13 protein-coding genes and 4 pseudogenes are annotated in these 20,989 nt (G+C 70.7%); 7 read left to right on the plus strand and 10 right to left on the minus strand.

What is annotated here, in order from left to right; genetic code table 11:
- Positions 1-10 precede the first annotated feature (10 nt).
- Together WJ438_RS08880 and WJ438_RS08885 are read left to right on the plus strand one after the other, a co-directional pair.
- Positions 11-298: pseudogene (locus WJ438_RS08880) on the plus strand (IS6 family transposase); the annotation flags it as partial.
- Positions 299-470: 172 nt separating this feature from the next.
- Positions 471-770 (plus strand): annotated as a pseudogene (locus WJ438_RS08885) (IS5/IS1182 family transposase); the annotation flags it as partial.
- A 217-nt stretch (positions 771-987) separates the two neighbouring features.
- On the opposite strand, the gene WJ438_RS08890 reads toward WJ438_RS08885, so the two are convergent.
- Complete coding sequence (locus tag WJ438_RS08890; RefSeq protein ID WP_406724728.1) at positions 988-1,509, minus strand: SgcJ/EcaC family oxidoreductase; 522 nt, start codon at positions 1,507-1,509, stop codon at positions 988-990.
- Between the two features lie 59 nt (positions 1,510-1,568).
- On the opposite strand from WJ438_RS08890, the gene WJ438_RS08895 reads away from it, so the two are divergent.
- Both WJ438_RS08895 and WJ438_RS08900 read left to right on the plus strand, forming a co-directional pair.
- Complete coding sequence (locus WJ438_RS08895) at positions 1,569-2,036, plus strand: MarR family winged helix-turn-helix transcriptional regulator (protein WP_406724729.1); 468 nt, start codon at positions 1,569-1,571, stop codon at positions 2,034-2,036.
- An 87-nt stretch (positions 2,037-2,123) separates the two neighbouring features.
- A pseudogene (locus WJ438_RS08900) lies at positions 2,124-3,037 on the plus strand (IS982 family transposase).
- A gap of 19 nt (positions 3,038-3,056) precedes the next feature.
- Here WJ438_RS08900 and WJ438_RS08905 read toward each other — a convergent pair.
- Positions 3,057-4,469: an amino acid permease gene (locus WJ438_RS08905; RefSeq protein ID WP_406724730.1), complete on the minus strand. Its 1,413-nt coding sequence runs from the start codon at positions 4,467-4,469 to the stop codon at positions 3,057-3,059.
- Positions 4,470-5,398: 929 nt separating this feature from the next.
- Here WJ438_RS08905 and WJ438_RS08910 point away from each other — a divergent pair.
- The gene (locus WJ438_RS08910) at positions 5,399-5,617 is read left to right on the plus strand and encodes a hypothetical protein (protein WP_406724731.1); all 219 of its coding nucleotides are present in this window, start codon (positions 5,399-5,401) and stop codon (positions 5,615-5,617) included.
- A gap of 2 nt (positions 5,618-5,619) precedes the next feature.
- Positions 5,620-7,617, plus strand: a complete 1,998-nt coding sequence (locus WJ438_RS08915) for a caspase, EACC1-associated type (protein WP_406724732.1) — start codon at positions 5,620-5,622, stop codon at positions 7,615-7,617.
- Between the two features lie 501 nt (positions 7,618-8,118).
- Here the strand turns inward: WJ438_RS08915 and WJ438_RS08920 are convergent.
- The 8 genes from WJ438_RS08920 to WJ438_RS08955 form a co-directional block, all read right to left on the minus strand.
- Positions 8,119-10,044, minus strand: a complete 1,926-nt coding sequence (locus tag WJ438_RS08920) for a helix-turn-helix domain-containing protein (RefSeq protein ID WP_406729633.1) — start codon at positions 10,042-10,044, stop codon at positions 8,119-8,121.
- 174 nt (positions 10,045-10,218) lie between these two features.
- Positions 10,219-11,613, minus strand: coding sequence for an MFS transporter (locus WJ438_RS08925; RefSeq protein ID WP_406724733.1), 1,395 nt, complete (start codon positions 11,611-11,613; stop codon positions 10,219-10,221).
- 97 nt (positions 11,614-11,710) lie between these two features.
- Positions 11,711-12,508: a 3-hydroxybutyrate dehydrogenase gene (locus WJ438_RS08930; protein ID WP_406724734.1), complete on the minus strand. Its 798-nt coding sequence runs from the start codon at positions 12,506-12,508 to the stop codon at positions 11,711-11,713.
- 168 nt (positions 12,509-12,676) lie between these two features.
- Positions 12,677-14,110, minus strand: a complete 1,434-nt coding sequence (locus tag WJ438_RS08935) for a tannase/feruloyl esterase family alpha/beta hydrolase (RefSeq protein ID WP_406724735.1) — start codon at positions 14,108-14,110, stop codon at positions 12,677-12,679.
- A gap of 168 nt (positions 14,111-14,278) precedes the next feature.
- Positions 14,279-15,814, minus strand: coding sequence for a PHB depolymerase family esterase (locus WJ438_RS08940; protein WP_406724736.1), 1,536 nt, complete (start codon positions 15,812-15,814; stop codon positions 14,279-14,281).
- Positions 15,815-15,993: 179 nt separating this feature from the next.
- The gene (locus WJ438_RS08945) at positions 15,994-16,653 is read right to left on the minus strand and encodes a CoA transferase subunit B (protein WP_406724737.1); all 660 of its coding nucleotides are present in this window, start codon (positions 16,651-16,653) and stop codon (positions 15,994-15,996) included.
- Between the two features lies 1 nt (position 16,654).
- Positions 16,655-17,437: a CoA transferase subunit A gene (locus WJ438_RS08950; RefSeq protein WP_406724738.1), complete on the minus strand. Its 783-nt coding sequence runs from the start codon at positions 17,435-17,437 to the stop codon at positions 16,655-16,657.
- Positions 17,438-17,736: 299 nt separating this feature from the next.
- Positions 17,737-19,302: an IucA/IucC family protein gene (locus WJ438_RS08955; protein ID WP_406729634.1), complete on the minus strand. Its 1,566-nt coding sequence runs from the start codon at positions 19,300-19,302 to the stop codon at positions 17,737-17,739.
- Between the two features lie 115 nt (positions 19,303-19,417).
- Between WJ438_RS08955 and WJ438_RS08960 the strand changes: the two are divergent.
- Positions 19,418-20,984: pseudogene (locus WJ438_RS08960) on the plus strand (IucA/IucC family protein).
- Positions 20,985-20,989 lie beyond the last annotated feature (5 nt).

Consider the following 20,989-nt stretch of genomic DNA (forward strand, 5'->3'; position numbering starts at 1 on the left):
GGGCTCGTCCGTGGACAGCGCGCCGTCGTACAGGGGGCACCGGTGTCCGGTCGAGGTGATCTCTCACTGCGTGTGGCGGTACTTCCGCTTCCCGCTCGGCTTCCGTGAGATGGAGGAGCTGATGCCCGGGCGCGGCGTGCTCGTCTGCCACGAGACGGTCCGCCGCTGGTGCGCCACGTTCGGACAGGCCTACGCGAACGGCCTGTGCCGCCGCCGGCCCCGGCCCGGGGACGGGTGGCACCCGGACGAGGTGTTCGTCAGGATCGACGGGGAGCTGACGTACCGGTGGCGGCCCATCTTGATTGCCGCAGTGCCGCACTCACGAGGGGCGCGGAGCCGACCTCGTCTTGTCAAAGGACTCTGTGGGTCCGGGCATGCTCAAAGGCTCGGCCCGCGCCATGAAGGCCGGCTCTGGCTCCTCCAGCGAACCGGGGAACAGGACTTGCTTGCCCTCCTTCACGTCCCATTAGGCCTACTCGCCCCTCAGAAACCGGGCCCACCCGCGGAAACGCCGTATCAAGGCGGTCATCCCGGAAAGAGGGCCCAGTCCGTCAACCGGAGGATGGAGGGCTCCGGGGGCGGCCGGCCCGTCAGCCACGACGCCGGCCTCCCCAAGGAGAGGAACACCGCCGAGCGCCTGATCAACAAGCTGAAGGCCTGACGAGGCGTCGCCACCCGATACGAGCAAGACCCCGGACAGCCACCTCGCCGGCCTCCACCTGCGCGCCTCGGCGATCTGGAGCAAAGACCTCATCCGGACCACCCATTGATCACGACTTTCCACGCGCCCTGGATGAATGAGTCCAAGGGTGAGGTGCGCACGCCAAGCCCCTTGTCTGATGCCGGGAGTACGGGGACCGCTCGTTCTGCAGGTACTCGGCCGCAGCGCCGGCGCCTACTGGGGCGGGGATCCGGCTGGCGCTGCGGGGCGCCCTGGGATGAACTACTGCCACGGCTGAGGTGTGGGCCGAGTGGTCTGTCGTGGTGTCAGATCGATGTCGTGGGCGAGGTTGTCCGCGGGGCGTCAGGAGAGGGGCGGCCCCCGCTCAGGCGCCGACTGACGCGACTCATTGCCTGTGACATGCGGGAGGGGAAGGAGCCGGGGTCGGGAATGGTGACCGGCCGCACGCGACCGTTGTGGAGGGCGGAGATCCGCCAGCCCTGCTCGGTGCGGACGACCACGAGGGTCTGCCGGGACAAGCGCCGCTTGGGCAGCTCGGACCGCCACGGCATCAGCACTGATGCCGTGCCGTGAACGACAGCGACGTCCGCGGTGATGTGACGGATGGTCTCCAGGTCTCCGACGAGCGCCGAGCCTGCCAGCACACCGCGAAAGAGCCGGTCGTGGTTGTCCTGGAGGGCTGGTCGGCCGGTCGCGTGGGTGCCGTCGTAGGAGACGTAGTCGGCGTCGGCGGTGAAGCAGGCGCCGAAGGCGGCGGCGTCGTTGTCGGTCCACGCCTGCATGAACTGCTTGAACAACTGCGTGATCTGCTCGTCGTCGGTAGGCATGACGTCCTCCCGGGACTATTATTTCGTTTACCGAACCTTACGTTAACAGAAAGATTCGAATGTCGAAAGATGATGTCGTGGGCGAGGTCGCCGTGCGGATGAGGATGCTCCAGCAGAGCTTCGACGCCTTCGACGAGGCGGCCGCGGCCCTGCTGGGGCTGAACCGCACCGACCTGCGCTGCCTGGACCTGATCCTGGCCAAGGACCCGATGTCGGCCGGAGAGCTCACCACTGCGGCCAAGCTCAGCCCGGCGGCGACGACAACAGCCATCGACCGACTCGAACGAGCGGGCTTCGTCACCCGCAGCCGGGACGCCGCCAACCGGCGGCGGGTTCTGGTCGCCGCCACCGAGGCTGCCCGCGCCGCCGAGCGGGAGGTGTACGGTCCCCTCGGCGAGGCCGGGAGGTCGGCGCTCCGGCCCTACGGCGAAGAGCAGCTCGCCGTGATCATCGATTTCCTGGAGACAGCCCGCCGGGTCCAGGAAGAGCAGACGGCACGCCTCAAGGGGCCGCCGGTCCGGGGATGAACGCGGGCATCGATGGGCTTCACGATGTCCAGCTCGCCGTGGGTGAATTGGCTGCGCAGACGTGGCGAGGGTCTCCGGAGTCGGTTTGTGACGACCGATCTGCACGCCCTCGCGACCGCACTGTGCGTGAAGACCGATGACCTGCTGAAGGATTCGCCTCCTCTCGCACCGTGGCGTCCACGGACGGGCTCGGCACCGAAGCCGAGCGATGCCGAACTGGCCACCCTGGCGGTGATGCAGGCTCTGCTCGACTTCACCTCCGAGGCCCGCTGGCCGCGCCACGCCCGCTCTCGCCTGCAGGGCCTGTTCCCGTATCTGCCGTAGCAGAGCGGCCACAACAAGCTACTGCGCAAGGCCGCGGGCCTGCTCCGACAGGTCATACGCGAGCTGGCCCACGACACCCCGCTGTGGGCCGACGACGTCTGGGGGGTCGACTCAGCCTCCTCGAGTGCGGCCGCTCGCGCGAGACCGTCAAGCGCTCCGACCTGGCCGGTCGGGCCGAGTACGGGTACTGCGCCAGCCATTCACGGTTCTTCTGGGGCCTGCGGCTGCACCCGGTGTGCACCCTGCACGGCCTGCCCGTCGCCTTCGCCCTGACCGGCGCCAAGGCCGACGAACGCGAGACCTTGCTGGACCTACTCGCCGTCGAGCCCCGGTTGCTCGCCAACCGGCCAGGCCAGACGCTGATCGGCGACAAGAACTACTTCGGCAAGGACTTCGAGGCCCAGCCCGCCGAGCTGGACATCCGGCTGCTGCGGCCGGCCCGCAAGGGCGAGCCCGCGCGGGCGGGATCACACCCGTTCAAGCCATTACGGCAGGTCATCGAGTCGGTCAACGAGAGCTTCAAAGGCCGGCTCGACCTCGAACGCCACCGCGGCCGCACGCCCGGCGGTGTCACCGTCCGCGTCCTGCAGCGCATCCTCGCGCTGACCACCGCGATCTGGCACAGCGATCACACCGGTCAGCCGGTCATGCGCGCGTTGACGGCACACGACCACTGAACCCCTTGGAATCGATCATCTAGCGCTTGGCCAGCTCCGAGCGCCTGTACGAGTACGCGAAGTAGAACACGCACCCGATCAGGAACCAGATGGCGAACCGCACCCAGGTCTGCCACTGCAGGAACGTGATCAGCCAGATCGAGAAGACCACACCCACCGCCGGCACGAACGGCATCCACGGGGTACGGAAGCCGCGCGGCAGGTCCGGCTGCCGGTAACGGAGCACGATCACCGCCGTGCACACCACCACGAACGCCAGCAGGATGCCGATGTTGGTCAGTTCGGCCACCTCCGCGATCGGCAGGAAGCCGGCGAGGAGGGCGGACGCCACCCCGACGATCCACGTCACGCGGGTCGGCACGTGCCGCGTGGGGTGCGTCTTCGCGAACCACTTCGGCAGCAGCCCGTCCCGGGACATGGAGAACCACACCCGGGTCACACCCAGCATGAACGTGAACATCACCGTGAGAATGCCGATGATCGCGCCCACCGCGATCACGTCCGCCAGCCAGCTCAGCCCCACCGACTGGAACGCGGTCGAGAAGCCGCTCTCCTTGTCGATGTCCTTGTAGTTCTGCATACCGGTCAGCACCAGACAGGCCGCCACGTACAGGACCATCGCGATCGCCAGCGAGTAGATGATCGCCTTCGGCATGTGCCGCCGCGCGTCCTTGGACTCCTCGGCAGCCGTCGACATCGCGTCGTAGCCGAAGACCGCGAAGAACACGGTCGCCGCACCCGTGAACGCCCCGCCGATCCCGTAGGGGAAGAACGGGTTGTAGTTGGCGGTGTTGACGTGGAAGACGCCGACCAGGATCACCACCAGCACCACCAGTACCTTCAGCCCCACCACGATCGTCTCGAAGCGTGCCGCGCTGCGGATGCCGAGGTTCAGCAGCCAGGCGATGAGCAGGCACAGGAGCGCCGCGAACAGGTCCACCGTGTGCCCGGCACCGGTGCCGGGCGCGCCCAGCATCCAGGCGGGCAGATCCGCGCCCACGTCCTCGATCAGGAAGCTGAAGTAGCCGGAGATGCCGATCGCGACCACCGCCACGATCGCCGTGTACTCCAGGAGCAGGTCCCAGCCGATGAACCAGCCGGCGAACTCGCCGAGCACCGCGTAGCCGTAGGTGTAGGCCGAGCCCGCCTTCGGGATCAGTCCCGCGAACTCGGCGTACGACAGGGCGGCCGCCGCGCTGGCCACGCCCGCGATGAGGAAGGACACCAGCACCGCGGGGCCCGCCGTGCCGTTGGCCACCGTGCCGGCGAGGGTGAAGATGCCCGCGCCGATGATGCCGCCCACGCCGATCGCGGTCAGCTGCCACAGCCCGAGCGTCCGCTCGAGGCGCGGCCCCTCGACGGTTTCCGTCTCCTCGATGTGTTCGATGGGTTTGCGACGGAGAATGCCCTCGCCTGCTCGGAGCCCTGCCATGTGCCTCACCTCTTCGTCTGCGGTAACGGCTGACGGCGGATGATGACGGCTCAGCGCCGCCGGGTACGGAAGACCGTCACGCACGCGGCCGGACCGCGGCGGGGCGGCCGCCGGTCCGGCCCACTGCTCCAGGCTCTGCCTACGGCACCACCGTCACCGGCCATCGTCCCGCTTTCACCAGGCGGACCGCGACCGATCGACGCCCACCCGTGCCTGGTACAGCCGTCCGCCGTCCTGACCCGGAGACTGCCGCCGTGGCGCATCTCCCCGCGCTCGGACGTGGTGGGCGGAGGCCCGTGGGGCAGCTCGTCCTCGCTCCTCGCGGCCAGAATTTTCTTCACGTCTTTCTTCGGGCCGCGGAATACCGGGACTCGCGTCGCCAGCTGTGCGGGAACAGACGGATCCTCCAGGGATGGCGCCCCGAACGGATACCGCCGAGCGGCAGTACGGCCGAAGCGCGGGACGATGTCGTGGAAACGGCGACGGACATGGCCGGCTCCCCGAACTGCACCTCCCTGCCCTTGTGCTCCCGCACGCTGCGCATGATCAGCCGAATGGCGTCTGAGCAGGCATGTCGGCTCCACTCGCCGCACACGACTGGTTGAACCGTGAAATGCGCGGAGAGATGCGGAGAGGAGGAAGGAAAATAGATTTGCCACCGCCGGATCAGCGGCAGAAAATGAAATAAGAATGAGACGTGGAGCCACCGGAGGTCCGACTCCGCGCCGCCCCGACAGGCATCGGACAAAAGGGGCTGACCCGGTGGAGAACGAATTGCAGATCCTTCTTTCCGAGGAAGGATCAGACCCCGAACACGTTGCGCGGAGGACCCGCAATCTGCGCGAGGAACTGCTCCGGCTCGATGTGGAGGACGTACGTTCGGCCCCGGCCGGGAGGTCCCGCCCGGGGCGCGGGCCGTCGATGTCGCGATGGTCGGTTCCCTGCTGGTGAACCTGGGCAGTGCGGCCACCGGGCTGGGCCAGGTGGTCGCCGTGATCCGCGACTGGTGGGGCCGGTGCCATGACACGCGCCCGTCGCTGCGCCTCACCCTGGACGGCGACGTCCTGGAGCTGTCCGAAGCGACCGACGATCAGGTCGTGGAGGCCTTCGACCTGTTCGTCCGGCGCCACGCCACGGCGGTGACCTGACCATGGGCGGGGAATCCCGGCATGCGCTGATCATCGCCAACGACAGCTACGAGGATCCCGCTCTGAGGAAACTGCGGGCACCCGCTCAGGACGCTGTCGCTCTCGCCGAGGTCTTGGGCGACCCGCAGATCGGTGGCTTCGACGTCCGGGTGATGCGCAACGAACCGGCGCACGTCATCAGCATGCGGGTCGACGACTTCTTCTCCGACCGGAGGCCCGGCGACACCCTCGTACTGCACTTCTCCTGCCACGGGCTGAAGAGCGAGACCGGCGAGCTGTTCTTCGCCGCGCCCAACACCCTCCCCCGGCGCCTGGCGTCGACTGCCGTCGCGGCCAACTTCGTACGCCGCTGCATGGCCTCGACCCGGGCCCGCAGCATCGTGCTGCTGCTGGACTGCTGTTACGGCGGAGCCTTCTCCCAGGGCCCGGCTTCCGTCCGCGCCGGAGGGGACGCGCACGTGCTCGACTCCTTCGCGGGGGACAAGCTCGGCGGCGGACGCGGCTGGGCAGTGATCACGGCCTCCAACTCCATGGAGTACGCCTTCGAGGGCACCGACCTCGCCGAAGGTTCCGTGCCACGGCCGTCGGTGTTCACCCACGCTGTGGTGCAGGGCCTGGCGACCGGCGAGGCGGATCTCGACGAGGACGGCCGGGTCTCCCTCGACGAGCTGTACGAGTACGTCTTCGACCACGTACGCCGGCAGAACCCCCATCAGACCCCGGGGCGCACCGTCGACTTGCAGGGGGACATGTACCTGGCGCGCAGCCATCGCCGCCGCATCGTTCCGTCGCCGGTGCCGGACGATGTCCGGGCAGCCATGCGCAGCCCGGACATCTACACCCGGCGCGGGGCCATCGCCGAGCTGCGCGCCCGGATGGAGAACAGGGATCTGTCCATTGCCGCGGGGGCGCGCGAGGCACTGGAGGAGATGGCGCACCGGGACATCCACGCGGTTGCGGAGGAGGCGTCCCGAGCCCTGAGCGAGATGGGCATCAACCCGTACCCGGCCCGCCTCGACTTCGGTCCGGTACGGCAGCACACGAGCCCGCCCCACCGGACCGTACGCCTGCTCGGCCCGCCCTTGGCCCGCAGTTGCACACCGCACGTCAAGGGGCCGAGGCTACGGGCCCAGGAGTCGGGGGACGGCCTGGACGTCTGGGTCGACACGGTGTCGACGGGACCCGTGCGCGGGGACATCGTGCTGAAGGGGGTCGTGGGGGAGGCGGTACTGCACGTGGAGGGAAAAGTGGTGCCCGCGGAAGGAGCCGCGTCGTCGCCGCAGGGCCGGACCGCATCGCCGTCGGCCTCGGCGCCGCCTACCTCGCCGTCCGCTCACGCGACGTCGCCGGCAGCCGGACCGACATCTCGGCCCGCCGAGCCGGAGCCTCCGCCGAGCGTGACCGCACCGGCATCCCAGCGGGCCGGCTCCCCGGCCCCGCCCTCCACGCACCGCACGCCACCCTCGCCCGAGACCAGGCGCCCGGCGCCTCCGCTCTCGCCACGCCCCGGGCGGTACGGCGCCGACGAACAGCCGACCCGCCCCGGCACCGCACCGTCCTCGCCGCCGGAGAGCGGCGCACCGGCCTCCCCGGACGCACACGCCCGCCGCACTCCCACGCCGTCCAGGTCCCTTCGTGCCCCCACCCTGGCCGGAGCCGGACTCGCCCTCGCCACGCTCGCCGACGGCGCGGTGATCGCGGCCGGTACCAAGGTGGCAGAGATCGCGAGGAGCGCGGAGAGTGCCGGAACCACCATCAAGGACCATGTCCAGCAGGGCGGCATGCTCACGCCACTCGTCATCTGTCTGCTGTCCGCGGTGACCGGCCTCGTCCTCACCGCTCTTGCCCGTCACGAGGCGAAGGCGCGGCCCGAGCGGTGCACGCCGTCCGCCGCCGTCGCCACCAGGCTCCTGACGGCAACGGCGAAGTGGCTGGCAGTCCCCGCCTTGCTCCTGGCCGCACTGATGCTCATCGCCTACCTCGTCGTGCAAGCGTGGTAGACCTGGGGCCGGTTCGGTCGTCCCACCGTCCGGGAACCGACGAAAACGCTGGTCAGGTCTGAGCTCGGCCCGTCGGCGACCGTGTTCCCGCGCAGATCGAGATCATTTCCCAGGCATCCGGCTCAGGGCCGTGAGTGCTTCCAGGGAACCCGGGCCAGAACGAGGCCGAGGATCTTGGCCCACGGTCGACGTGGGACAGACGGCCGGCCGTGCCTGTGGTGCACGTCGTCGACCAGGAGTATCCGCTTGCCCTGGAACGTTGTACGTGCCGTTGCGGCGGATGGGTCGCGCGTGGTCCTGGTCGGCTTGTCACTTGGCCCGGAATCCGCTGCCCTTGGGGTTTCGGCGAGAGCTGCCTTGACAGCACGGGCCGTGCCGGTGACTGGAACGGCCGGCGACCGGCGGCGTTCTCGGCGCAGGCCGCAGCCGTGTGCGGTTTACGGTCGGGGGGAGTCGAGTTGCCGGCGGTCAGGGCGCTGTGCCGGTGTTGCCGGATCCGACTCAGTGGTCGGGCGTCGGGTTCTGGGCGAGGTGGTGCAGGCTCAGGGCGACTTGGATTTCCAGGGCCTTCCTGGGCGTGTTCCAGTCGGGACCGAGGAGTTGGGCGACACGGTCGAGGCGTTGGACCACGGTGTTGACGTGGACGTGCAGGGCGTCCTTGGCTCTGGCGAGGCTGGCACCGTGGTCGTAGTAGGCGCTGAGGGTGCGGGCGAGTTCGGTGCCGCGCTGGCTGTCGTAGGCGAGTACGGGGCCCAGGACGCGGTCCACGTATCCGTGGATGTCCGCCCGGTCGCCGAGGAGCACCCCGAGGAAGCCGAGGTCGGCCAGGCCTGCGCCGGTGCCGGTGCGGCCGAGTGCTTCCAGGGCCTCGAGGCAGCGGCGTGCCTCGTCGTAGGTGTCGGGGAGGTGTTCGGGGGCCGTGCCGGGGCCGGCGGCTCCGATGGTGATGGGGGTGCCGAGGCCCCGGGAGAGGCCTTGGGCGAGTTCCTGGGCGAGTGGGCCTGGAGTCGAGGTGGGTGCGAGGAGGACGGTGTGCCCGTTGCGGGTGCCGGCCAGGCCTCCGAGCGTGCGGGCATGGCGTGCTGCCTCGATCAGCAGGCGTGAGCGCAGGTCCGGATCGCAGTTGAGGACGAGTACCGCGTGCGGCCGGGCGAGGTTGATGTCCAGCTTTCTGGCACGCAGCGTCAGACTGCCGATGTTGCGGTGGCTTCCGGGGGGTTGGGCGGTGAGCAGGTCGTCGAGGAGTTCGCCGCGCACGCGGTCCTCGGCTTCGGCCACGGACCGGCGCAGGAGCAGCAGGAGGGCGGTGACCATGCCGGCCCGTTCGAACAGTCGCCGGTCGGCGTCGGTGAGATCGGCCCGGTCGGTGAGCACCAGGCTGCCGAGGAGTTCCGGGCCCGCCAGGACGGCGCACACCCAGTTGCCGCCGACGGGGATGGCCCGTCCGCCTCTGCGGGAGGCTTCGATTCCCTGCTCGGGCGGGCGGACCGGGCCGGTTCCCAGGCGGGCGAGTTCGGTACCGTCCGCGTCGTGAACGGCCAGGCCGCCGTCGAGGAGGGCGGCGATCTCGCGGGTGACGTCATCGACGTCGCCGCCTCTGAGGACCAGGTCGGTGAGCCGGTCGTGGGCTTCGGCCGCGCGGTGCAGGTCTTCGCTGCGGGCCCGGGCCGTTTCGTTGGCGGCGTTCAGTTCGACCAGCGCGGAGCGGGTCTCCTCCAGCAGGCGCGCGCCGTCGATGGCCACGGCGGCGTGGTCGGCCAGGGAGGAGAGCAGGGCGATGGCCTCGGGGGTGAAGTCGCGCGGAGCGCGGTCTCCGGCGAACAGGACGCCGATCACGCGCCGGCCGACGCGCAGGGGCACGCCGAGGATGCCGCGCAGGCCCTCCTCGTCGACTCCCTCGTCGATGGCTCCGGTGTGCTTGAAACGGCGGTCGGTGCGGTAGTCGGGGCTCGCGTAGGGGCGGGCGGTCTGCGCGACCAGGCCACCGAGTCCTTCGCCCATGGCGAGGCGCAGTTGCTGGAACTTGGCGGAGACCGAACCGGCGGTCACCCGCATGAACGTGTCGTCGGCCGTGGGGTCGTTCAGGGTCATGTACGCGGTGTCGGTGCCCAGCAGGGTTCTGGCCCGGTGCACGATGGCCCGCAGTACGGCGTCCAGGTCGCGCAGTGCGGCCAGGTCGCTCGCGGTGTCGAAGAGGGCGGCAAGCTCGGCCTCCCGTCGTCGGCGCTGGGCCAGGGTCCGGTGGACGTCCAGTGCGGTCCGGGTGGCCTCGTCGATGACGGCCTGCTCACTCGGGTCGGCCGCGGCGGCGCGGGCCCGGGCCGCCGGCTGGGCCAGGCGTTCGGCCGGTGCGTCGGCGGCGAGCAGGTCGAGCAGCTGTCGGAGTGCCGCCGTCGCCGTGGGGGAGGGGTCGCTGCCGACAGTCATGGGGCTCACGGGGGTCATGGGGCAGTACTCCCTCCAGCTGCGTGGCTGGTGTGCGGACGGGCTGTGGTGGCCCGCGTGACGGGCGCGGTGGCTGCGGGCGAGTATGCCGCGGTCCGCCCGTTCCCTCCTGCACGGGGCGGACCGCGGCACGGTGGCCTCTGGGCCTCTGAACCTCTAGACCCGGTCGGTACTGGCGACCGGTGCCTCCTGCCGCTGCTGCTCCGGCGTCGAACCCGCCAGCGGGACGGTCAGGTCACGGCCACGGGTCTCCTTGATGACGAGGACGGTGATGGCGGTGATCACCGCGGAGGCGCAGACGTACACCGCGATGGGCGTCCAGGAGTCGTAGCGCCTGAGGAGCTCGACGGCGATGATGGGGGCGAGAGCGCCGGCGACGATGGAGGCGAGCTGTGAGCCCACGGAGGCCCCGGAGTAGCGGACCTTGGTGTCGAACATCTCGGAGACGAAGGCGGCCTGCGGCCCGTACATGGCGCCGTGGAGCAGCAGGCCCACGGTGACCGAGAGGGTGATCACGGTGAAGGACTTCGTGTCGACCATGGAGAAGAAGGCGAAGATCCACGCGGCCATGCCGACTGCGCCGATCAGCGTCACGGGCCTGCGGCCGATGCGGTCGGAGAGTGCCCCCCACAGCGGGATGGTGATGAAGTGGACGGCGGAGGCGATCAGGACGGCGTTCAGCGCGGTGCTCTTCGGCAGCTCCAGGTGGGTGGTGACATAGACCAGCAGGAAGGAGGTCACGATGTAGTAGGAGATGTTCTCGCCGAACCGGACACCGATGGCCCCGAGCACCTCACGCCAGCTGCGGCGGAAGACCTCGATGACGGGCGCCTCGTCCTTGACTCCCTTGGCGGCGTCCGCTTCGGCCTTGGCCCGGGCGGCGAGGAAGACCGGCGATTCGGACACCGAGATGCGGATCCACAGTCCGACCACGACCAGGACGCCGGAGAGCAGGAAGGGGATGCGCCAGCCCCAGGACAGGAACGTCTCCTCGGACTGAATGGTGGCCAGCAGCGCGAGAACGGCGGTGGCCAGCAGGTTGCCGGCGGGGACGCCGCACTGGGGCCAGGAGGCCCAGAAGCCGCGGTGCTTCTCGCCTCCGTGCTCGGAGACGATCAGCACGGCACCGCCCCATTCGCCGCCCAGGGCGAAGCCCTGGATCAGGCGCAGGACGGTGAGCAGGATCGGGGCGCCGACGCCGATGGTGCCGTAGGTGGGCAGCAGGCCCATGGCGAAGGTGGCGCCGCCCATCAGCAGCAGGCTGAGCACGAGCAGCTTCTTACGGCCGATCTTGTCGCCGTAGTGTCCGAAGACCATGCCGCCGATCGGCCGGGCCAGGAACCCGATCGCGTAGGTCATGAAGGCGAGCAGCGTGCCCACCAGCGGGTCGCTGCTGGGGAAGAAGAGGGTGTTGAACACCAGCGCGGCGGCGGAGCCGTAGAGGAAGAAGTCGTACCACTCGACGGTGGTGCCGATCAGGCTCGCACCGACGATACGGGCGATGCCGCCGGAGCGGGGCTCGTCCGGCTTGGCGGTTGTGGTCTCGGACATGGGTTCACCGATTCTCGGGTGAGGTGCGGGTGCGGGGACAGGCGTGGGGGGAGTCATGGGGACGGGGGCGGCGCGGGGCGGCGCCCGAGGCGGTGGGTCAGTTGGCTCCCCAGCCGCCGTCGAGGGGCAGTGAGGTACCGGTGATGTAGCTGCTGTGGTCGGCGCACAGCCACAGCGCGGCCGCGGCGACCTCCTCCGCCTCCAGCAGGCGCTTGATGGGTGAGCGGGTCAGCAGCACATCGGTCAGGACGTCGGCGGGGCTGATCCCGTGGGCGGCGGCCTGGTCGCGGATCTGGTTCTCGACCAGGGGGGTGCGGACGTAGCCGGGGTTGATGCAGTTGCTGGTCACGCCGTGGGCGGCGCCCTCGAGCGCGGCCACCTTACTCAGGCCCTCCAGGGCGTGTTTGGCGGCCACGTAGGCGGACTTGTAGGCGCTGGCCCGCAATCCGTGGACGCTGGAGACGTTGATCAGCCTGCCCCAGCCCCGCGCATACATGTGCGGCAGGCTACGGCGCATCAGCAGGAACGGGGCGGTGACCATCACCTGCTGGATGAGGGCGAACCGCTCCGGCGGGAACTCGGTCAGGGGCGCCACGTGCTGCAGGCCGGCGTTGTTGACCAGGATGTCGATCTCGGTCGGCAGCACGTCGATCGCGGCCGGGTCGGCCAGGTCGACGATGTGCGCCTCGCCGCCGATCTCGGCGGCGACCTCCTTGGCCGAATCCGCATCCCGGTCGACCACGTGCACGGTGGCGCCCGCGGCGGCCAGCGCCGTGGCGCACGCCTTGCCGATGCCGCTGCCGCCACCGGTGACCAGAGCGACCCGGGACGTCAGGTTCACGCCGACGCTGGGCGGCGCCGAGTCGGCGGTGGGAGGAGGGAATTCGCTTGTCATGGCCGGAAACAGTACGGATGCCACCCAGCCACACCTATGTATGCAGCACACACAGTAAGGGCTGCTTTTGTAGCGACCTCATCCATAAAGCGAGGCGTGAAGCGACACGCGCCGTGAGGGGTGGGCCCTGCGGCGACCGTGACATTTCGCCACGGCCGCCGCGGTGCGTCACCCGTCGAGGCTGCAGCCGGTGAGCAGGGCCGCCGGATCGGCGGCCTCGGGCCGGGCGACGGTGTGGCTCGCGGGCGGACGATGCCCGGTGGTGAGCCACTTCTCCAGGGCGGTGAAGGCCGACCGGTGGCAGGGCAGGAGGGGCCGGAGTCGGTCGGGGAAGGCGTCGACGAGGGAGTCGGTGTGCGTGCCGTCCTCGATGCGGTAGTAGCGGTGCAGGCCGCCGCGGCCCGCGTCCTTGATCATTTGGGCGTAGACGTCCGAGCCCTTGCTGATGGGCAGCAGGACGTCCAGGGTGCCGTGAAGGGTGATCAGCGGCTTGCCGATGCGGCCGGTCAGCGCGATGCGTTCCACGGCCTTGTGGACTTCGGCGGGGCGGTTCGCGTAGTCGTAGTCGGCGTCACAGCCCGGGATCTCCCCGGAGGCGCAGTACGGCGTGCCGGCCTTGGTCGCGCCGTCGAAGGCAGGGTCGAACTCCTCACGGTAGATGCGCTGCGTCAGGTCCCAGTAGACCTGGTGGTGGAACGGCCACAGGAACTCCGAGCCGGCCGGGAAGCCCGCGCGGTGCAGTTCCTCGCGTGCCCGCTCGGCACCGGGACCGCCCGCCTCGTAGGCGGGGTAATGACGCAGGGTGGGTGGCAGGAAGGTGAACAGGTTGGGGCCCTCCGAGCGCCAGAGGGTGCCTTCCCAGTCGATTCCGCCGTCGTAGAGCTCGGGGTGGTTCTCCAGCTGCCAGCGCACGAGGTAGCCGCCGTTGGACATGCCGGTGGCCAGGGTGCGCACGGGCGGCCGGTGGTAGCGCTGGGCGACCACCGCGCGGGCGGCGCGGGTGAGCTGGGTGACGCGGGTGTTCCATTCGGCGACGGCGTCACCGGGCCGGCGGCCGTCGCGGTGGAAGTCGAGACCGGTGTTGCCCTTGTCGGTGGCGGCATAGGCGTAGCCGCGGGCGAGCACCCAGTCGGCGATGGCCCGGTCGTTGGCGTACTGCTCACGGTTTCCGGGGGTACCGGCCACCACCAGGCCGCCGTTCCAGCGGTCGGGCAGCCGGATGACGAACTGTGAGTCGTGGTTCCAGCCGTGGTTGGTGTTGGTGGTCGAGGAGTCGGGGAAGTAGCCGTCGATCTGGATACCGGGCACGCCGTCGGGAACGGTGAGGTCCTTGGGCGTGAGTCCGGCCCAGTCCGCCGGGTCGGTGTGGCCGGAGGCCACGGTTCCCGCCGTGGTCAGTTCGCTCAGGCAGTCGGCCTGCTGATGAGCGGCGCCCGGCACCCGCAGGTGGGACAGGTGGGCGCAGTGACGGTCCGCGGAATCGGGAGCCGCCGGCCGGGCCGCGGCCGAGGAGGGGAGCAGGGCCGCGGCAGCGGCCAGGGCGACAGCGCCGATGACGGTGCGCCGTCTCCGGCGCGAGGTGAAGCCGATGAGCAAGGCCACGGAGAGCCTCCAGTGTGCGACGGATGGACGGGCTGGAGGCTAGGCGGAGCGGCGTGCACAGGAATATGTGTGTGCCCAACATGGCGGCGATCCTTGGCGGATGGGCCGCCGCCATGTTGGGCACGGCCATAAGTGCCGTGACAGCACCTACGGCCGTGACCGGTCGCGTCAGGAGCAGGTGCCGTCCGCGAGGGTGAAGTGGCCGACGGGTGACTCCTTCAGGGTGCGGGTGATGAAGATGTTGTACAGACCCATGTTCTGTTCGGAGCCCTTGGCGTAGGTGTAGCCGCCGCTGGTTGTGGCGCGTCCTGCCTGAACGTGGGCGTAGTTGGTGGCGGTCCAGCAGGCGGTCTCACCGCCGGTGGTCCACGCGGTGATCGTGTCGGAGGGCCATCCCGGCTTGCCGTCGGCGTCGCGGGCGGCGACCGCGTAGGTGTGGGAGGAACCCGCGGTCAGGCCGGTGTCGGTGTAGGACGTGGCGTCTGCCGGGGCGAGCGGATCACCGTCCCGGTAGACGATGTAGTCGTGGGCGCCGTCGACGGCGTTCCAGCTCAGGCGGATGGTGGTGTCGGTGGCGTCGGTCGCGGCCAGGCCGGTCGGGGCGGGCAGCCTATCGTCCTCGTAGGGTCCCGTCAGGCCGAAGAACTGGGCGATCCAGTGGCTGGAGCAGATGGAGGCCTGGAAGTTGACGGTGCCGGTGCTGCCGCACTGCTGGGGCCCGCTGCCGGGATCGACCGGCGTGGCGTGCCCGATGTTCGGGACCCGGTTCACCTCGACAGCCACCGAGTCGTCCGCGGCGGCGTACTCCTCGTGCCGGGTGGAGTTCGGGCCGATCACGAACGTGTGGGTCGGCTTCTGGGACAGGCCGTGCAGTGCGGTCCACTGGTCGCGCAGTTCGTCGGCGTTGAGCGGGACGACCTTGGAGTCGTTGTCACCGTGCCAGATGGCCACGCGGGGCCAGGGGCCGGACCACGAGGGATTGGCGTCGCGGACCCGCTTCGCCCATTGGTCCGGAGTCAGGTCGACTCCGGGGTCCATGCACTTCAAGGCGGCCATGACGTCGCTGGCGCAACCGTAGGGCAGACCCGCGACGACCGCGCCGGCCTGGAAGACGTCCGGGTACGCGGCGAGCATCACCGACGTCATGGCGCCGCCGGCGGACAGGCCGGTGACGTAGGTCCGCCGGGCGTCCGCGCCGTAGGTGGAGACCGCGTGCGCGGCCATCTGCCGGATCGATGCGGCTTCGCCCTGGCCTCTGCGGATGTCGGTGGTCTGATACCAGTTGAAGCACTTGCTCATGTGGTTCGAGAAAGTGGTCTCGGCGAACACCACCAGGAACTTGTGCCGGTCGGCGAGTTCGGGCAGGCCGGAGTTGTTGGCGTACATTTGGGCGTCCTGGCTGCAGCCGTGCAGCGCGAACACCACCGCCGGCTTGGCGGGCAGGGACGCGGGCCGGTAGACGTACATGTTCAACTGGCCCGGGTTGGCGCCGAAGTCGGTGACCTTGGTCAGGCCGACCGCGGCCTGGGCGGTCGGCGCCGGACCGACCAGGGCCGCCGCGAGGACGAAGGCCACGACGGCCACGAGACGGGACAGCAGTCCGCGCCACACACCCCGCGCCGGACGTGGCGCGGGATCGGCGGACGGTGCGGACGACGTACGGGACAGCGGGGCGCCGGTTCCCCGGAAAGGCGGCGGTTGCATGGCGGCTCCTCGGTGCGGTGGGGGACACCGGGCCGCTCCTTGGCGTGGAACGGTGGGAGCGACCCAGTGCCCGGCACCGTAGGGGTCGTTCAACGTGCAACGGTATGGCAGGGAGCACCACAGCCCGCTTGCCACGATGTGGACCCGAACCGGTTGTGCCGCCGGGAGGCGTCTGCTACTCAGACACCGGCCACCGTCTCCAGATGCGAGGGAACGCGCAGGTCGGCCCCTGTCGCGGCGCGTACGTCGTCGACGCCGACCCCGGGAGCGAGTTCGGCCAGCGAGAAACCGTCCGGCGTGACGTCGATGACGGCGAGATCGGTGATGACGCGCTGGACGACCCCGGTACCGGTCAGCGGCAGATCGCACTCCGCGACGAGTTTGGGGCTGCCGTCCTTGGCGGTGTGCTCCATCAGCACGATGACCCGGCGCGCCCCGTGCACCAGGTCCATGGCACCGCCCATGCCCTTGACCATCTTCCCCGGGATCATCCAGTTCGCCAGGTCCCCGGAGGACGACACCTGCATGGCGCCCAGCACCGCGGCGTCGATGTGCCCGCCGCGGATCATGCCGAAGGACAGCGCGGAGTCGAAGAACGACGCCCCGGGCAGGGTGGTCACCGTCTCCTTGCCCGCGTTGATCAGGTCCGCGTCGAGTTCCTCCTCGAGCGGGTAGGGGCCGACGCCGAGGATGCCGTTCTCGGACTGCAGCACCACCTCGACTCCCGGCGGGAGGTGGTTCGGGATCAGTGTGGGCAGGCCGATGCCGAGGTTGACGTAGGTGCCGTCCACCAGTTCGCGGGCCGCCCGGGCCGCCATCTGCTCGCGAGTGAGCGCCATGTCAGGCACCGCCTTCCTGCTCGGTCCGCACGCACCGTCGTTCGATCCGCCGGGCGGCGGCCGGGTCATCGGGAAAGACCCGGACCACCCGCTGCACGAACACCCCTGGCAGGTGCACCTCGTCCGGATCCAGTTCCCCCGGCTCCACCAGGTGCTCGACCTCGGCGACGGTGACGCGCCCGGCCATCGCGGCCAGCGGGTTGAAGTTGCGGGCCGAGGAGCGGAACACCAGGTTGCCGTGACGGTCCCCGAGGGTCGCCCGCACCAGGGCGTAATCGGTCCTGATGCCCTCCTCCAGCAGGTACTCACGCCCGTCGAAGACCCGCGTCTCCTTCGGCGGCGACGCCACCGCGACCTGCCCGTCCGCGCCGTAGCGCCAGGGCAGCCCGCCCTGCCCGATCTGCGTCCCGGCCCCGGCCGGTGTGTAGAACGCCGGGATGCCCGCCCCGCCGGCCCGCAGGCGTTCCGCCAGCGTGCCCTGCGGCACCAGCTCCACTTCCAGTTCCCCACTGAGGTACTGGCGGGCGAACTCCTTGTTCTCGCCCACGTACGAACTGGTCATACGCGCGATCCGGCCGGCCCGCAGCAGGAGTCCCAGCCCCCAGTCGTCCACTCCGCAGTTGTTGGAGACGACCTTGAAGCCGCCCGCCTCCCGCTGCAGCAGTGCGGCGATCAAGGCGCTCGGTATGCCACACAGCCCGAACCCGCCGACGGCCAGCGACGCCCCCTCGGGGATGTCCGCCACTGCCTCGTCCACGCTGTCGACCGTTTTGTCCAGTCCCATACGGCCCCTCTCCATCAAGGGGCGCGTACCGCCCCGAACAGCCGAGGTGTACATATGGTGTGACCTTCGCACCCCGACTTCCCTCGACGTGACGACCCTAGGGACGCACAGGAGCCGACCGGTATGGCCGCCTCCGACACCTTCCGCGTGGTCTGGGTGTGGCTCGCAACCAGGTGCGGACGTGCCTTATGCGTGTGAGCGCACAAGGCCTGCGACGGCCGTATGGCGTCGGCAACCACATCTGCGGCCGTCATCCGTGCGTCCCGGCAGCTGTGGCTTTCGCCCCTGCGCCCCCGCGCCTATCCGTCGGCCAGCGGGTTGGGGACCGGGCGGTAGCGGGCGGCGGCGCCGTCGGCGTCGGTCCAGCGCAGGAGGAGGTTGGTTTTGGCGGGGAGTGTGGGGTCTGTGAGGAGGGCGGGCACCTCGGGGAGGTCGTGGCGGGCCAGTTCGTGGCGTACCGCGGGCCAAGGGTCGAGGCCGGGGTGGTGCTCGGCCAGGGCCGCGGCGATCTCGCCCAGATGGTTGACGACCAGGCAGTACACCAGCCGCTCCCAGCCCGCCGCCCGGGACACCTCCGGCAGGAGCTTCACCCCTTCGGCGTCCCGGAACAGCGCCTGCACGGGGATGCCGTCGGGGCCGACCGCGACCAGGGTGTTCTGCAGGTGCGCCTCCAGGACGACACCGTGCCCGGCGAAGGCCGTCAGCGCTGCGGGGACGACCTCGGCCAGGTACGCCTTCCACCACGCGGCCGGGGCCGTGGTGGTGGCGAGCGGATTGCCGGCGAAGCCCTCGGCCAGGGCGGCGGCGAGGTGGGGGGTCGCACCGGGCAGGAGGTGGTCGCGCAGCCCGTCGCGGACGACCACGGCCAGTTCCTCGAAGGCGAAGCCCGCGGTGCGGTGGCCGCGGTCGCTGAGCCAGGCCGCCGGGCCGCCGAAGGCGGCGAACGCCTCGCGTACGGCCGTGTCGGTCCTGCGCAGCCGCAGCAGGTCATGGCGCCACAGGCGGCGGATGTCGTTGGTGATGCGTACGTCGAGGCTGAACTTCAAAAACAGGTCGCGTGCGGGTGCGTACACGGTGCGGATCGCGGCCGTGGGCCAGGCCGGGAACGGGGTCGCGCCCAGGCTGATCAAGCGGCCGTCGGCGAACGCGGGGGCGAGGTTCCGGGCCGCCAGCTCCAGCTGCCAGGGGTGGGCGGGCAGTAAGCGGTAACCGGGCGGGGCGGTGCCGAGCCGGTCGAGGGCCGAGGTGTCGCCCTCCTCGACGACCGCGTCCTCGCGCAGTCCGAGCAGCGTCAGCGGGAAGCGGGCGTACGCCTCCGGCGCGTACGGCAGCCAGCTCGCCGCGGGGCCGCCGCCGCGCGCCTTGGGGGCGGGGTGATGGGTGTGGCCGGTGAGCAGGGACTGTTCGGAGCGGAGGTAGGGGTCGAGGGGCGGGGCCGTCCGGGCCCGCGCCCCGAGCAGGGCGGCCACCGCGTCCCTGCTGCGGATCATCTCGGCCGGCAGCTCCTGGTTGGGCAGACCGGTGTGCCGCCGCAGTTCCTCCGCGACGAGTTTCACCAGTTCGGCGTAGCCCACGCGGTGCCAGGCGCCGTCCACGCACACCTCGGGTACGGCGGGGCGCCGGGTGCCGCGGACCCGCAGCAGGCGGTCGACGCCGGGCAGGCGATACGTCCGGACGTCCGCGTGCTCGTCAACGTCCGCGTCCACGTGTGCGTCAACGTTCACGTCCGCGTCCGGCACGGGTTGTGCGACCTCGCGCAGCAGGCAGTTCAGCAGCGGCACGGCCGCGTACGCGTCGGCGCGGGCGGCGAGCCCGGCGGCGTGGTGGGCGCGGATCGCCGCGTCGTCGTCTGCGGGCGGGGGCATGAGATCCACGCGTTCCACTGTTTCCCAACGGTCTGTCCGGACGGAGACGATCAGTATGTCCGTCGTGGACCGCTTGTCCGCCGCGCAACGCTGTTCGCACCCGAGGAGCCCACCCGTGCACCGTCCCCCCACCGCCGAGGCCGAGATCGCCGACGAGCTGGCCGCCGTACGGCCTGCTCTGATGCCCCGGTACGCCGCAGCGCTGCCAGGGGCCCGCGCGGCCGTGCTGACCCGGCTGTGGCGTGGCCTCGCGCACGATCCGCTGCCGTGGATCACCGGCCGGGAGCCGGACCGTGACGGGCTCACCTTGCGGCTGGCGGACGGGCGGCGGCTGCACGGCCCGCGACCGGACCCGTACGCGACCACCGCGTACGTCACCGTCGTACACCTGGACGAGGTGGCGTACGACGATCCGGCGCGGTTGATGGCGCGGCTCACCGTGCCGCAGTCGGCGGCCTTCGCCGCCGAACTCGCGCACAGTGTGGCCTCGTTGGCGTTGTCCCGAACGGCCGGAGGGGCGTGGGAGCGCGCGGACGAGTGGCCTCGGTGGGACTGGGAGTGGGAACAGCGGGTGGTCGACGGGCATCCGTTCCATCCCAGCTGCCGTTCCCGGCCCGGTTTCTCGGTCGCCGAGCAGTTGGCGTACGGGCCCGAGCACCGGCCGGTCGTGGAGTTGGGACTGGTGCCGGTACCGGCCGGCGACTGCCTGGTGACGGGGGCCTGGCCGGAGTGGTTGCGGGACGGAGGGCGGATGGTGATCCCCGTGCACCCATGGCAGGCGGCGCATGTGCTCAAGCGGGGAAACCCCGGAAAAGAGGAGGGGGAGATCCTGCCCAGCGGATCGCCGCGCATCCGCTGATGGCGCTGCGTACCCTCGCGCTGCCCGACGGGCCCCATGTCAAAACGGCGTTGAGTGCGCGGCTGACGTCCTCGGTGCGGGACATCTCGCCCGGTTCGGTCGCCGCGTCCGCGGTGCTGTCCGGCTTCGGGGAGTCGGTGGCCGCGCGGACCGGCGGCCTGCTGCACGTCACCCGCACCCTCGGCGCCGCGGCGGCCGGCTCCCCGATCTGGCGGCCGTGGTGCGCGAGTCGCCGCAGGAATACGCGTCGGCCGGGGAGCGGGTGGTTCCCGTGGCGGCGCTGGCGACCACCGAGGTGCTCCGCTCCCCCGCCTGGGCGGCCCGGTTCGCGCGGCTCGCCCTGACAGTCGGGCTGCGACTCCTTGATCTGGGCGTGGCTTTGGAGGCGCACGGCCAGAACCTCCTGGTGGTGTTGTCGCCGGACGGGGAGCCGGTGCGGCTGGTCTACCGCGATCTGGCCGATCTGCGGATCAGCCCCGCGCGGCTGGCGCGCCACGGCATCCCGGTGCCCGAGGTGTCCGCCCGCATGGTCACGGACGACGAACGCGCCCTGCGGCGCAAGCTGTTCGGTTCGCTGGTCGCGGGTGCGCTGGCCGGTACGACGGGTTCGGGCCCGGCGCTCCGGGCCGCACTGGAGACGGCCGTACGGGATCTGCCACGCACGCCGGACCTCGCCGCCCTGCTCGGCGAACCGCTGCCCGCGAAGGCACTGACGCTGATGCGGCTGTCACCGCGCGCGACCGGGGATGAATGGGCGGAAATGCCCAATCCCCTTCGGGGCGAGTCGCCTTGGGAGCCCCGTTTTGGAGCGGGCCGTCCCTGATCAAT

Origin of the sequence: Streptomyces sp. GD-15H, assembly GCF_045291515.1 — a bacterium.
Classification (GTDB): domain Bacteria; phylum Actinomycetota; class Actinomycetes; order Streptomycetales; family Streptomycetaceae; genus Streptomyces.